General features: G+C 75.4%; 13 protein-coding genes and 3 tRNA genes. 9 read left to right on the forward strand and 7 right to left on the reverse strand.

The window, feature by feature from the left end; genetic code table 11:
* Positions 1 to 27 precede the first annotated feature (27 nt).
* Positions 28 to 1,008, forward strand: coding sequence for a helix-turn-helix domain-containing protein (locus ACFYML_RS12365; protein WP_387420649.1), 981 nt, complete (start codon positions 28 to 30; stop codon positions 1,006 to 1,008).
* Between the two features lie 74 nt (positions 1,009 to 1,082).
* On the opposite strand, the gene ACFYML_RS12370 is transcribed toward ACFYML_RS12365, so the two are convergent.
* The 3 genes from ACFYML_RS12370 to ACFYML_RS12380 all read right to left on the reverse strand — a co-directional run bounded on the left by ACFYML_RS12370 (position 1,083) and on the right by ACFYML_RS12380 (position 1,346).
* Positions 1,083 to 1,154, reverse strand: a tRNA-Val gene (locus tag ACFYML_RS12370).
* A 13-nt stretch (positions 1,155 to 1,167) separates the two neighbouring features.
* Positions 1,168 to 1,238 (reverse strand) — tRNA-Cys (locus tag ACFYML_RS12375).
* Between the two features lie 35 nt (positions 1,239 to 1,273).
* Positions 1,274 to 1,346 (reverse strand) — tRNA-Gly (locus ACFYML_RS12380).
* Positions 1,347 to 1,613: 267 nt separating this feature from the next.
* Here ACFYML_RS12380 and ACFYML_RS12385 point away from each other — a divergent pair.
* From ACFYML_RS12385 to ACFYML_RS12405, 5 genes are all read left to right on the forward strand, one after another.
* Entirely contained in the window at positions 1,614 to 2,216 is a 603-nt protein-coding gene (locus ACFYML_RS12385) for a TetR/AcrR family transcriptional regulator (RefSeq protein WP_073836381.1), read from the forward strand.
* 161 nt (positions 2,217 to 2,377) lie between these two features.
* Positions 2,378 to 3,046, forward strand: coding sequence for a class I SAM-dependent methyltransferase (locus tag ACFYML_RS12390; protein ID WP_387420650.1), 669 nt, complete (start codon positions 2,378 to 2,380; stop codon positions 3,044 to 3,046).
* 1 nt (position 3,047) lies between these two features.
* Positions 3,048 to 4,217 carry a cytochrome P450 gene (locus tag ACFYML_RS12395; RefSeq protein WP_387420651.1) on the forward strand — a complete coding sequence of 390 codons (1,170 nt, stop codon included), beginning with the start codon at positions 3,048 to 3,050 and terminating at the stop codon, positions 4,215 to 4,217.
* Between the two features lie 127 nt (positions 4,218 to 4,344).
* Complete coding sequence (locus ACFYML_RS12400; RefSeq protein ID WP_387420652.1) at positions 4,345 to 5,280, forward strand: ABC transporter ATP-binding protein; 936 nt, start codon at positions 4,345 to 4,347, stop codon at positions 5,278 to 5,280.
* Positions 5,277 to 6,101, forward strand: coding sequence for an ABC transporter permease (locus tag ACFYML_RS12405; protein ID WP_387420653.1), 825 nt, complete (start codon positions 5,277 to 5,279; stop codon positions 6,099 to 6,101). The genes ACFYML_RS12400 and ACFYML_RS12405 overlap by 4 nt, the downstream gene beginning before the upstream one ends.
* Positions 6,102 to 6,117: 16 nt before the next feature.
* Here ACFYML_RS12405 and ACFYML_RS12410 read toward each other — a convergent pair whose 3' ends face one another.
* The 4 genes from ACFYML_RS12410 to ACFYML_RS12425 form a co-directional block, all read right to left on the reverse strand.
* Positions 6,118 to 6,795 carry a response regulator gene (locus tag ACFYML_RS12410; protein WP_387420654.1) on the reverse strand — a complete coding sequence of 226 codons (678 nt, stop codon included), beginning with the start codon at positions 6,793 to 6,795 and terminating at the stop codon, positions 6,118 to 6,120.
* Complete coding sequence (locus ACFYML_RS12415) at positions 6,792 to 8,429, reverse strand: sensor histidine kinase (protein ID WP_387420655.1); 1,638 nt, start codon at positions 8,427 to 8,429, stop codon at positions 6,792 to 6,794. Before ACFYML_RS12415 ends, ACFYML_RS12410 begins: the two co-directional genes overlap by 4 nt.
* A 54-nt stretch (positions 8,430 to 8,483) precedes the next feature.
* Positions 8,484 to 9,212, reverse strand: coding sequence for a dethiobiotin synthase (gene bioD / locus ACFYML_RS12420; RefSeq protein ID WP_387420656.1), 729 nt, complete (start codon positions 9,210 to 9,212; stop codon positions 8,484 to 8,486).
* A gap of 175 nt (positions 9,213 to 9,387) precedes the next feature.
* Positions 9,388 to 10,524 carry an 8-amino-7-oxononanoate synthase gene (locus ACFYML_RS12425; RefSeq protein WP_387420657.1) on the reverse strand — a complete coding sequence of 379 codons (1,137 nt, stop codon included), beginning with the start codon at positions 10,522 to 10,524 and terminating at the stop codon, positions 9,388 to 9,390.
* 132 nt (positions 10,525 to 10,656) lie between these two features.
* Between ACFYML_RS12425 and ACFYML_RS12430 the strand changes: the two genes are divergently transcribed.
* Genes ACFYML_RS12430 through ACFYML_RS12440 form a run of 3 tightly spaced genes read left to right on the forward strand, consistent with a single transcriptional unit; the run spans position 10,657 to position 12,065 of the window.
* Positions 10,657 to 10,827, forward strand: a complete 171-nt coding sequence (locus tag ACFYML_RS12430; protein WP_387420658.1) for a hypothetical protein — start codon at positions 10,657 to 10,659, stop codon at positions 10,825 to 10,827.
* Between the two features lie 10 nt (positions 10,828 to 10,837).
* A complete protein-coding gene (gene bioB, locus ACFYML_RS12435) occupies positions 10,838 to 11,833 on the forward strand; it encodes a biotin synthase BioB (RefSeq protein WP_387420659.1) in 996 nt (331 codons plus the stop codon).
* 22 nt (positions 11,834 to 11,855) lie between these two features.
* Positions 11,856 to 12,065, forward strand: coding sequence for a hypothetical protein (locus tag ACFYML_RS12440; protein WP_073836389.1), 210 nt, complete (start codon positions 11,856 to 11,858; stop codon positions 12,063 to 12,065).

Below are 12,065 nucleotides of genomic sequence, written 5' to 3' on the forward strand. Positions count from 1 at the left end.
AGTCCCAGCTGAAACGAAGGAGGCGGCATGGTCGCGATCGGCCTGTCGGCGGGCGCCGTGGCGCGGGTCCGGTTCGCGCTCTCCTGCCTCTGGGAGGCCGTCGCCAGTGTGCGGGTGCTCCGCGACCCCGGCCAGCACGCGATCCACCTGCCCTGGGTGAACCGGGTCCGGCCGCGCCTGGCCGAGGCGCACCTGATCGGCCCGGACCGCGGCCTGCTCTGGCACCTCATCCCGCCCGCGCCCGGCTACCTGGCCGACTTCCTCACCCCGCCGCCCGCCGGCCTGACCCCCGACCTCGGGCAGGAGTTGGCCGCGCTGCGCGGCACCCCGCCCGGGACCGTCCGCGCCCACCTGGACCTGTACCCCGGCCCCCGGCCAGCGGCGCTGTCCGCCCTCTACGCCGACCCGGAGGACGGGCTGCACCGGCTCGCCGACGAGATCGAGGCGTACTGGTGGCTGGCCCTGGCTGGCGACTGGCCCCGGGTCCGGGCCCTGCTCGAGGCGGAGGTGTTCCGGCGGGCCCGCCGGCTGGCCGAGGACGGCGCGGCCGGGCTCCTCAACGACCTGCACGAGCGGGTCCGTTGGGAGGGCGACGCCCTGCTGATCAGCCAGCGGCACTGCACCGCTCCGGACGTGCCCGACGGCAACGGGCTGGTCCTGGTGCCGTCGGTCTTCGTCTGGCCGTCCGTGCTCAGCATCGCCGCCGGGGACGTGCCGCAGCTGGCGTACCCGGCCCGGGGCCTCGGCGCGCTGTGGGCCTGCCCGCCGACGGCGCCGGACGCGCTGGGCGCCGTGCTCGGGCGGGGGCGGGCCCGATTGCTCGCGGCGCTGGACGCGCCGCGGTCGACCACCGAACTGGCCCGACACACGGGCCTCTCCCCGGCCGGCGTGTCGCAGCACCTCACCGCGCTGCGCGCGGCCGGCCTGGTGGTGACGCACCGGCAGGGCCGGTCCCTGCTGAGCAGCCGGACGGCGGTGGCGGAGGCGCTGCTGACCGCGTCGGCATGAGCGGTGGCCGACGGGCCGGAGAAACAGGAAGGCTCGTCACCGGTGTCCGGTGACGAACCATCTGCTCATCGAAGTGGGCGATACTGGGTTTGAACCAGTGACCTCTTCCGTGTCAAGGAAGCGCGCTCCCACTGCGCCAATCGCCCTCGTCTACTGCCGAGGTGGAGACGGGATTTGAACCCGTGTACACGGCTTTGCAGGCCGTTGCCTCGCCTCTCGGCCACTCCACCGAGGTTGCCCCCGATCATGCGTGGCGGCAGCTCCGAGCGGACGACGGGATTCGAACCCGCGACCCTCACCTTGGCAAGGTGATGCGCTACCAGCTGCGCTACGTCCGCGTGCCCCCGGTGTTAACCGGCGACGGATGAGAACTTTAGCCGAGCCGGGGAACGGTTGCCAAATCGGGTCCGTTTTCCGGGCGCGTCCGGGTGACGACCCACCCCGCCCGCAAAGCTTCCTAGGAGGCAGGTGCCCGCGTCGGGGCCGGGCGGAAGGATCGCCCCGGCGACACGCCGGCCGGGACTGTCCGGCTTCCGACTGTTGGCCGCACGACCGGCCGCGTCGGTAACTCCCCGTGGTCATATCGATGGGCTACGGTAGCGATCGTGACGAGACGCGCCGCCGAGATCCGCCTGGATGCCCTGCTCCGCACGGCCTGTGACGTGATCGCGGAACGTGGAATCGCCAACACCCGCACGGCCGACGTGGCGGAGGCCGCCGGCGTCAGCCAGGCGCTGGTCTTCTACCACTTCGCCACCAAGGACCGGCTGCTCGCGCAGGCGTTCGCGTACGCCGTCGAGCAGGACCTGGCCCGGCTCGACGCGGTGCTCCGCTCCTCCGCCCCGCCGCTGACCAAGCTGCGCCGGATGCTGCGCCTCTACGCCCCGACCGGCCGGTCGACCTCCTGGTCCATCTGGATCGACGGCTGGGCGGAATCGCTGCGCACCCCCGAGTTGGAGAAGCTCTCCCGCCGGCTCGACCTGCGGTGGCGGCAGGACCTCGCCGCGGTGATCTCCGACGGGGTCGCCGACGGCACCTTCGACTGCCCCGACCCGGCGGGCGCGGCGTGGCGGATCAGCGCCGTGATGGACGGCCTCGCCGTGCAGCTGTCCGTGCACGAGCGCGTGATCACCCGGCGGCAGATCGCCGAGTGGGTCCGGCTGGTGGCCGCCCGTGAGCTGGGCCTGGAGCCGGCCCAGCTCGACTGACTCGACCATCCGGTCCGCGATCAGGCGGAGGACGGGCGGGTTCGCACGGATCGCCAATCGCGGGGGCAGCTCTCACGGACCATGGTGAACCGGTCACGCCGCGCCGCGACCCGCCCGGGAGCGCCGGCGGGCGGCGCCGAGGCGTACGACAGAATCAGCCGGTGTCCGACCTGTCCGCGGCCTTCGTCCGGCTGCACGCCCGGCTCGCCCCGGTCGCCTTCGTCCCCGAGGTGCGGCTGCACCAGGCCGACGAGCCCATCGGGCTCTGGGAGCTGACCGAGGGCGAGTTCCACAGCGCCCAACCCCCACCGTTCTGGGCCTTCGCCTGGGCCGGCGGGCAGGCGCTCGCCCGGCACGTCACCGACCACCCCGACCTGGTCGCCGGGCGGCGGGTGCTCGATCTCGCCACCGGATCCGGCCTGGTCGCCATCGCCGCCGCCCGCGCCGGCGCGGCGTCCGTGCGGGCCGTCGAGGTGGACGAGCGGGCGGTCGCGGCCGTCGCGCTCAACGCCGAGGCCAACGGGGTACGCGTCGACGCCGAACTCGGCGACATCCTCGACGACGATGCCGACGGCGCCGAGGTGGTGCTCGCCGGGGACGTCTTCTACAGCGAGGCGATGGCGCGGCGGATGCTGCGCTTCCTGCTCCGGGCCGCCCGGTCCGGGGCCCGGGTGCTGGTCGGCGACCCCGGCCGGGCGTTCCTGCCCCGCGAACGCTTCCACCAGCTGGCCGCCTACGACGTGCCGGTGCCGGAGGCGCTGGAGAGCGTACGGGTGAAGCACACCACGGTGTGGGAGCTGAACCCGGCTCCGCCGGGAGCCGCCCACTAGCGTGACGCCCGTGCTGTTCCGGGGCTGGGAGTCCGTCGAGGGCCGGTGGCCCGACGTGGCCACGGTTCTCGACCACGTCGGCGTGCCGCATCTGGTGGTGACCCGGCACGCCCTGGTCCGGCAGCTGCTCACCGACCCGGCGACGTTCCGGCCGGACAACGCCCTCGACGCGGTGACCCCGATCCCGGTGGCCGCCCTGCGGGTCCTCGCCGGCCACCGGTTCCGGCTCCCCCCGACCCTGGCCAACAACTCGGGGGCCAGCCACCCGGAGATTCGCGGCATCGTCGCCGACGCGCTGCACCCCACCCGGGTGGCCGCGCAGCAGCCCTGGCTGACCGACCTGGTCCGGCGGCGGGTGGCCCGGCTCGCCACCGCCCTCGCCGCGGGCGAGCAGGTCGACCTGTACGCGGAACTCGCCGCCGACCTGCCGCTGCTGGTGCTGGCCCGCCTGGTGGAGCTGCCGGACGCCCCGGTCGGCGCGGTCAAGGACTTCGCCCGGGCCGCCCTGGAGCTGTTCTGGGCCCCGCTGGCTGAGGACCGGCAGCTCGCGCTCGCCGCCGAGGTCGGCCGGTTCCACACCGTGCTGCGGGCGTTCGCCGCGACCGGTGGCGGGCTGGCCGCCCGGCTACGCGACGCCGGGCACTCCCCCGACGTGGTCGTCGGCGCGCTCTTCTTCCTGCTGGTCGCCGGCCAGGAGACCACCTCGCAGTTCCTCACCCTGCTGCTGCACCGGCTGACCGACGAACCGTCGGTCCGCGCCGGGCTGCGCGCCGGTGAGATCCCGGTCGCCGACGTGGTCGAGGAGGCGCTCCGCCTGGAGCCGCCGATCGTCACCTGGCGACGGGTGGCGGCGGTGGACACCACGCTGGGCGCCACGCCCGTCGCGGCCGGCACCAGCATCGTCGCCTGGCTGGCCCGGGCCGGCCGGGACCCGGAGGTGGTCGCCGCGCCGGACGAGTTCCGGCCGGGGCAGCGCGGCTCCCGGCGGCACCTCGCCTTCGGGGCCGGGGCGCACCGCTGCGTGGGGGCGCAGCTGGCCCGGATGGAGGCGGCGGTGGTGGTCGCCGAGGCGGCGCCGCTGCTCGACGGGGTGACCGTGGTCCGCCCGCCGTGGTGCCCCGACAACCTCACCTTCCGGATACCGGACGCGTTCGTGGTGCGCCGGGCCTGAGCCGCCCGAGGGTGCGAGCCCGGGCCTGAGCCGCCCGAGGCAGCGGGTCCGGACCTGACGAAAGTCAGGGTAGGTCGACGCCGATCGGCAGCGGTGCCGCCACCCGCCCGTTGCCTAGCGTCGGAGCATGATCACACTACGTGGGTTGACGAAACGGTTCGGGACGGCGACCGTGGTCGACGGCCTGACCGTCGACATCGGACCGGGGCAGGTGACCGGCTTCCTCGGCCCCAACGGCGCGGGCAAGTCCACCACCATGCGGATGGTCCTCGGGCTGGACCGGCCGACCGCCGGTGCGGCCCTGGTCAACGGCCGGCCGTACCGGGAACTGCGGCACCCACTGCACGAGGTGGGCGCGCTGCTGGACGCCACCGGCATCCACCCGACCCGCTCCGGCCGGTCCCACCTGCGGGCGATGGCCCGCAGTAACGGCATCCCGGCCCGCCGGGTGGCCGAGGTGCTCGACCTGGTCGGGCTGGACGGGCGCGCCGCCGACAAGCCGGGGCGGGCACTGTCGCTGGGCATGGGCCAACGGCTCGGGATCGCCGGCGCACTGCTCGGCGACCCGCCCGTGCTGCTGCTCGACGAGCCGGTCAACGGCCTCGATCCGGACGGGGTGCGGTGGATCCGCCGGCTCACCCGGACCCTCGCCGACGAGGGACGGACCGTCCTGCTCTCCAGCCACCTGATGAGCGAGATGCAGCAGACCGCCGACCGGGTCATCGTGCTCGGCAAGGGTCGACTCGTCGCCGACGCGCCGCTGGCCGAGCTGATCGCCGCCGGCCCGGCCGCGTCGGTCCGGGTACGCGGCCCCGAACCGGCCGGCCTGGCGGCGCTGGGCGCCCGGCTGACCGCCGAGCGGGCGACCGTGACCGCGTACGACACGGACGGCCTGACCGTCACCGGCGCCTCCGTCGACCGGGTCGGTGACCTGGCGTACGAGCTGGGGGTGCGGCTGCACGAGCTGACCCCGGTGGCCGCCTCGCTGGAGGAGGCGTTCCTGGAACTCACCGCCGACAGCGTCGAGTACGCCGCCGGCCCGGCCGGAAACGAGGCCCGATGACCACCCTGCCCACCGTCCCGCCGACCGCCCGGCCGGCGTCCCGGACCGCCCCGACGACCGGCCCGTTCGCCGGTGCCGTCGCCGCCGAGTGGACCAAGCTGTGGTCCGTCCGGTCCACCTGGTGGACGCTGCTGGCGGCGGCGCTGACCATGGCGGCCACCGCTGCCCAGCTGGCCATCTACGCCGTCAACGCCAACACCGACGACGACCCGACAGTCAACCCGGGCATCCTGCCGGTCGGCGACATCGTGACCGGCTCGCTGGAACTCACCCAGTACGTCGTCCTCGCCCTCGGGCTGTTCGCCGTCACCAGCGAGTACGCCACCGGCACCATCCGCACGACACTGCGCTGCACCCCGTCCCGCAGCCGGATGCTGCTGGCCAAGGCGGTCGTGGTCGGCGTCGTGACGTTCCTGGTCGGGCTGCTGCTCGGCGGCGTCGGCGCGGCGGTCGCCCGGCCGGTGCTGGGCGAGTGGGGTCGCGCCCCGCTCGGCGGAACCCTCGGCGACGTGGCCGCCTCGGCCGCGTACCTCGCGCTGGTCGGCGTGCTGGCGCTCGGGCTGGCGGCGGCGCTGCGCGGCGCGGTGCTCACCCTGACCGTGCTCTTCGCCCTGCTGATGATCGTGCCGCTGTCGCTGCAGGAACCGGGGATCACCGTGCTGACCCGGATCGCCGACGGCTTCCCGGGCGTCGCCGGCAGCCACTTCCTGGCCGGGGACACCGAGCCGTACCCGGCCGCGGTGGGGCTGCTGCTGCTCGCCGGCTGGGCGGTGGCCGCGCTGCTGCTCGGCCGGTACGCGCTGGGCCGCCGGGACGCGTGAGCGAGGGCGGGGCTGGTCAACCGGCCGGCGGCACCAGCCCCGCCTCGTACGCGAGGATCGCCGCCTGCACCCGGTTGCGTACGTCCAGTCTGGTGAAGATGCTGGTCAGGTAGCTCTTCACGGTGCCCTCGACGAGGTGCAGCCGGCGGCCGATCTCGGCGTTGGACAGTCCCGCCCCGACCAGGGCCAACACCTCCCGCTCCCGGTCGGTCAGCCCGGCGAGGCGGTCCCGGGCCTGCGGCCCCCGCGCCATCCGCCCGCCGCTCAGCTCGATCACCCGGCGCGCCACCCGGGGCGACAGATACGCCCCACCGTCGGCCACCGCCCGGATCGCGGCGAGCAACTCCCGGGGATCACCCGACTTGAGCAGGAACCCGCTCGCCCCCTGGCCGAGCGCCCGGGCGATCAGGTCGTCCTCACCGAAGGTGGTCAGCATGAGCGTGGCGGTCTCCGGCACCAGCCGGCGGATCTCCGCCGCCGCGCTGATCCCGTCCCACCTGGGCATCCGGATGTCCAGCAGCGCCACCCGGGGCCGGCGGGCGCGGACCAGCTCCACGGCCGCGTGGCCGTCGCCGGCCTCGCCGACCACCTCGATCGCCGGGTCGGCGGCCAGGATGGCGCGCACCCCGGCGCGGACCATCGCCTCGTCGTCGGCGAGCACCACCCGCAGGGGGTGCCCGTGGTCGTCGGTCACTGCGCGATCCGCTCCTTGCTGACCAGCCGGCCGTCGGAGAAGCAGAGCCGCCAGGTCGGCTCCGCGAAGGGGAAGTTGCCGTCGGTGTAGTACTCACATGCCCCGGGGTCGTCGTCCGCCGTCGGCGGGGCCGCCTGCCGGCGGGGCAACCCGAGTCCGTCCCGTGGATCGCCGACCCGCAGTCGCTCGTACCCGGCCCGATCGAGCACGGCACCCGCCGTGGCGAGCGGGTAGTAGACCAGGGCGAGCACGAGCCCGAGAACGGCCGGCGCGCCGAACGCCATCAGCAGGCTGCGCCGCACCCGGCGGCGGGCGTCCCGCAGCCGCCGTGCCGCCTCCCCGGATTGCTCGCCCGACGCTCGGCCGGGGCCGCTCGCGTCCGGCCCGCCGTCGGTCCGGCACGCCACACCGCCTGCTCCGGGCGCCGCATCGTCGGGCTCCGCGGCCGGGGGCCGGGTGTCCGCGCCGGCCGTCGCGTCGGCGGTCAGCGGCAGCCGTGCGGACACCTGGAAGCCGCCGTCCCGGGGGCCCGCGTCGAGCGCCCCGCCGGCGAGGCGGACCCGCTCGCGCAGGGCGAGCAGACCGCTGCCGTCGGACGCCGGCCCCGGCAGCGGGCCGGCCGGCGGTGCCGCGTTCACCACGCCGACCACCACCTCGTCGCCGGTCCGCTCGACGGTGACGGCCACCGCGGCGCGGGGCGCGTACCGGGCGGCGTTGGTCAGCGCCTCGCGCACCACCCGATGGACGGTGTGCGCGGCCAGCGGAGGCAGCGCGCCGACCTCCCCGGCGGCCCGCAGCGCGACCGTCATCCCGGCGTCGCGGGCCCCGTCCACCAGCTCCGCCACGGTCTCGCCGGCCGGTCGCAGCGAGCCCGGCCGATCCTCCCGGAGCACGCCGATGATCTCGCGCAGCCGCTCGGTGGCCGCGGCCACGCTGACGCGCAGTTCCCCGGCCGCGGCCCGGTGCGCGGGGGGCAGGTCGGATGCCACCTCCAGCCCGGCGGCGCGCAACGCGATCAGGCTCAGGTCGTGGCCCAGCGAGTCGTGCATCTCCTGGGCGATCCGGGCCCGTTCCCGCAGCCGGATCCGGTCGACCGCGCTGCGCCGCTCACGCTCCTCCGCCTCGGCATGCCGCCGCTGCGCCTGCGCCAGCGCCCGCTGCTGCCGCCGGTGCCGCCCGATCAGCCAGGGGAACACCCCGGCGAAGAGCAGCACCGAGGCCAGCAGGAACCAGGTCTCCGGCTCGGTGCCGAGCAGCCCGAGGTTGAGCGCGCTCCCGCCGACCGCGATGGCGCCGAAGACCGCTGCCGGCCGCCCCGTGCCGGTGCTGCGCCGCCCCGCGAGAAAGCTGAACACCGGGATGGCGAAGACGAAGTTGCCGTCGAGCAGCGAGCCGAACACCACCGCCACCAACGCCGCCAGGGGCAGCCGCCGGCCGAGCGCCACCGCGAGGGCGAGCAGCGCCAGCGACCCGACCAGCAGCGGCACCGCGTACCGGGGATAGGGCGGGGTGACCCCGGCGTACGCCACCGGCGCCGACACCGCGGCCCACAGCAGCAGGTCGCCGAGCCACCGCCGGCCGGTCGGCCCGCGGTCGGGGTCCGGGCGTCCCGCCCACCACCAGCGCAGTTCCACGGCGGCCACGGTACCGACGGCCGGCCGGGCCGGGCACCGACGAAAGTCAGGTGGTCAGCTCGCGTCCTCGGCCCAGGCCCGCCAGTCGTCGAGCACCCCGTACAGGGCGGGGGTGAGCCAGCCCGGGGCGGACCGGCGGAACACCCCCGGGTCCATTGCGCCGGCGCCCATCGGCACCGCCCCCAGCAGGTTAGGCACCACGTCGGACAGGTTGAGCCAGTGCACCAGCTCCGGCTCGGCCGGCCAGGCCCCGATGACCACTCCGGCGGGGACCGCCCGGCGGTCCAGCGCCTCCAGGGTGAGTGCGGTGTGGTTCAGCGTGCCGAGCCCGGCGCGGGCCACCACCACGGCCGGCGCGCCCAGCGAAACCGCCAGGTCGGCCACCGTCCAGGGCTCACCCGACGGCCGCAGCCCCATCGGTACGAGCAGCCCGCCGGCCCCCTCCACGAGCACCAGATCGTGCTTGTCGGTCTCCTCGCGGATCGCGTCGACGGCGGTGTAGAGCTCCAGCGGCGGCAGCTCGGCGACCCGGGCCGCGGCCAGCGGGGCGAGCGGGTCCGGATAGCTGGCCAGGGTCCGGCCGGTGAGCGGGGCGGCCAGCCGGGTCACCGAGTCCACGTCGCCGGGCTCACCGGTGGCCGTGCCGGTCTGGCCGGGCTTGACCACCGCCACCCGCAGCCCGGCGGCCTGCGCGGCGGTCGCGATCGCCGCGGTCACCACCGTCTTGCCCACCTCGGTGTCCGTCCCGGTCACCAGCACCGGCCCGGTCCAACCATTCGTCATGAGGCCACCTCTGTTCGCGACTGCGGGGCTCGCAAGACCGGCTCACTCCTCGCGCTCACGGTGCCACTCTTCGTTCGCGACTGCGGGGCTCGCAAGCCCGGCTCACTCCTCGCGCTCACGGTGCCACTCTTCGTTCGCGACTGCGGGGCTCGCAAAACCGGCTCACTCCTCGCGCTCACGGTGCACACTCCACGATGACGTCCAGGGCCCGGCCGAAGTCCGCCCGCGCCACCCCGGCGCCGATGGTCAGGCGGAGCCGGGAGCGGCTGTCCGGCGTGGACGGCGGCCGGAAGCAGCCCACCGCCACGCCCCGGTCCCGGCAGTCGGCCGCCCACGCGGTCGCCGCCTCCGGGCCGGGCGCGGTCACCGACACCACCGCCGCGTCGGGCGCGGAGACCTCCAGCCCGGCCCCGCCCAGCCGGCGTACCGCGAGGGCGGCCCGCTCGGCGAGCTCGGCGCGCAGTTCGTCGCCGGCCCGGGCCAGCCGCACCGCGGCCAGCACGCCGGCCGCGACCGCCGGGGGCAGCGCGGTGTCGAAGATGAAGGTGCGGCCGGTCTCCACTAGGTGCCGGACGAACTCCGCCGGCCCGGCCACCACGCCGCCCGCGCCCCCGAGCGCCTTGGAGAGGGTGGCGGTCACCACCACATCGGGCTCGCCGGCCAGCCCCGCCGCGACCACCCCGCCGGCCCCGGCCGGACCGGTGACGCCGAGCGCGTGCGCGTCGTCGACCAGCAGCAGGGCACCGTACCGGCGGGCGACGGTGTGCAGCGCGGCCAGTGGGGCGAGGTCGCCGTCGACCGAGAAGACCGACTCGGTGACCACCACTGCGGGCCGGCCCGGGGCGGCGGCCAGCGCAGCGGCCACCGCGTCGACGTCAGCGTGCGGGGTCACCACGGTCTCTGCGCCGGAGATCCGGCACCCGTCGATCAGCGAGGCGTGGTTGTGGGCGTCGGAGACGAGCAGCGTACGCGGCTGCACCAGGCCCCGGACGGCGGCGAGGTTGGCCAGGTAGCCGGAGGAGAAGACCAGCGCCCGGTCGGCGCCGAGCCAGTCGGCCAGCGCGTCCTCCAGCGCGTGGTGCAGGTCGGTGGAGCCGCGCACCAGCCGGGACCCGGTGGCCCCCAGCCCGTACGCGGTCAGCGCCGCCGCGGCGGCGGCGGTGACCTCCGGGTGGGTGGCCAGGCCGAGGTAGTCGTTGCCGGCCAGGTCGACCACCGCGTCGTCGGCCGCGCGCGGGCGCAGCGTACGGGTGAGCCCCGCCTTGGCCCGCAGCTCGGCGCGGCGGTCGAGCGCCGCCAGCCAGTCCGCCACCGTCCCGCCCCTTCCCGCCGTTCGTCGCCCCTCGGGCGCTTCCGCCGGGCGAAATTACCACCCGGCTCGGCGGCCCCGGCGGATCCGCTCCGCGGTTGACTTCAACCTCGCTTCAGCTTCGATGCTCCTCGGATGAGAAATCCGACGCGCCGGATGGCCGCACTGCTGCGCCGCGGGGTCGAAGTTGCTCTGTCGCTGGCCGCCGCCGACCCGAGCCTGCCACCGCCGGCCCGGGCGCTGCTGGTTGACGCGCTGGTCAGCCCGGACGCGGAGCCGATTTCTCCCCGACCACCGGCCTTGTAGGGTACGAGCCATGCCAGAGATCCTCGACCAGGCCCGCACCCGGGTGCTGGAGAACGGCGTCGGCCTCGACGAGGCCGGTGTCCTCGCCGTGCTGAACCTGCCCGACGAGCACCTGCCCGCCGCGCTCCAACTCGCCCACGAGGTACGGATGCGCTGGTGCGGCCCGGAGGTCGAGGTCGAGGGCATCGTCTCGCTGAAGACCGGCGGCTGCCCCGAGGACTGCCACTTCTGCTCCCAGTCCGGACTGTTCACCTCGCCGGTCCGCTCGGTCTGGCTGGACATCCCGGCGCTGGTCGAGGCGGCGAAGCAGACCGCGGCGACCGGGGCGACCGAGTTCTGCATCGTGGCCGCGGTGCGCGGCCCGGACGCCCGGTTGATGAAGCAGATGCGCGAGGGCGTGGCCGCCATCAAGGCGGAGGTGGACATCCAGGTCGCCGCCTCGCTGGGCATGCTCACCCAGGAGCAGGTCGACGAGCTGGTCGAGATGGGCGTGCACCGCTACAACCACAACCTGGAGACCTGCCGCTCCTACTTCCCGAACGTGGTCACCACGCACTCCTGGGAGGAGCGCTGGGAGACCTTGAAGATGGTCCGCGAGTCCGGCATGGAGGTCTGCTGCGGCGGCATCCTCGGCCTCGGCGAGTCGGTGGAGCAGCGGGCCGAGTTCGCCGCGCAGCTCGCCGAGCTGGACCCGCACGAGGTCCCGCTCAACTTCCTCAACCCCCGCCCCGGCACCCCGCTCGGCGACCGTCCGGTGGTGGAGGGCAAGGACGCACTGCGGGCCATCGCCGCGTTCCGGCTGGCCATGCCGCGCACCATCCTCCGGTACGCGGGCGGCCGGGAGCTCACCCTCGGCGACCTGGGCACCCGGGACGGCCTGCTCGGCGGCATCAACGCGGTCATCGTCGGCAACTACCTGACCACGCTGGGCCGGTCGGCGACCGACGACCTGAAGCTGCTGGACGAGCTGAAGATGCCGGTCAAGGCGCTGTCGGCGACCCTGTAGAGACCCACCCGGTGAGGACGACGTGACCGAGCTTGTCGAGCCCGCGACGGCGCGGCGCTGGTGCGACCGCTGTGGTGAGCCGGCCGACGCCGGCGCGCACGCGGCCTGCCAGGCGGCGCGCGAGCTGGAGCCGCCGCGCTACTGCGCCCACTGCCGCCGCCGGATGAAGGTGCAGGTCGTGCCGACCGGCTGGTCGGCGGTCTGCGTCGAACACGGCGAGAGCCGGGGCTGA

Source organism: Micromonospora sp. NPDC007230, from assembly GCF_042869115.1.
Classification (GTDB): domain Bacteria; phylum Actinomycetota; class Actinomycetes; order Mycobacteriales; family Micromonosporaceae; genus Micromonospora.

Coding starts and splice junctions, on each gene's coding strand:
- ACFYML_RS12405 (WP_387420653.1), top strand. CDS start 5,277: ATGACCACCCTGCCCACCGTCCCGCCGACCGCCCGGCCGGCGTCCCGG.
- ACFYML_RS12400 (WP_387420652.1), top strand. CDS start 4,345: ATGATCACACTACGTGGGTTGACGAAACGGTTCGGGACGGCGACCGTG.
- ACFYML_RS12430 (WP_387420658.1), top strand. CDS start 10,657: ATGAGAAATCCGACGCGCCGGATGGCCGCACTGCTGCGCCGCGGGGTC.
- bioD (WP_387420656.1), bottom strand. CDS start 9,212: ATGACGAATGGTTGGACCGGGCCGGTGCTGGTGACCGGGACGGACACC.
- bioB (WP_387420659.1), top strand. CDS start 10,838: ATGCCAGAGATCCTCGACCAGGCCCGCACCCGGGTGCTGGAGAACGGC.
- ACFYML_RS12365 (WP_387420649.1), top strand. CDS start 28: ATGGTCGCGATCGGCCTGTCGGCGGGCGCCGTGGCGCGGGTCCGGTTC.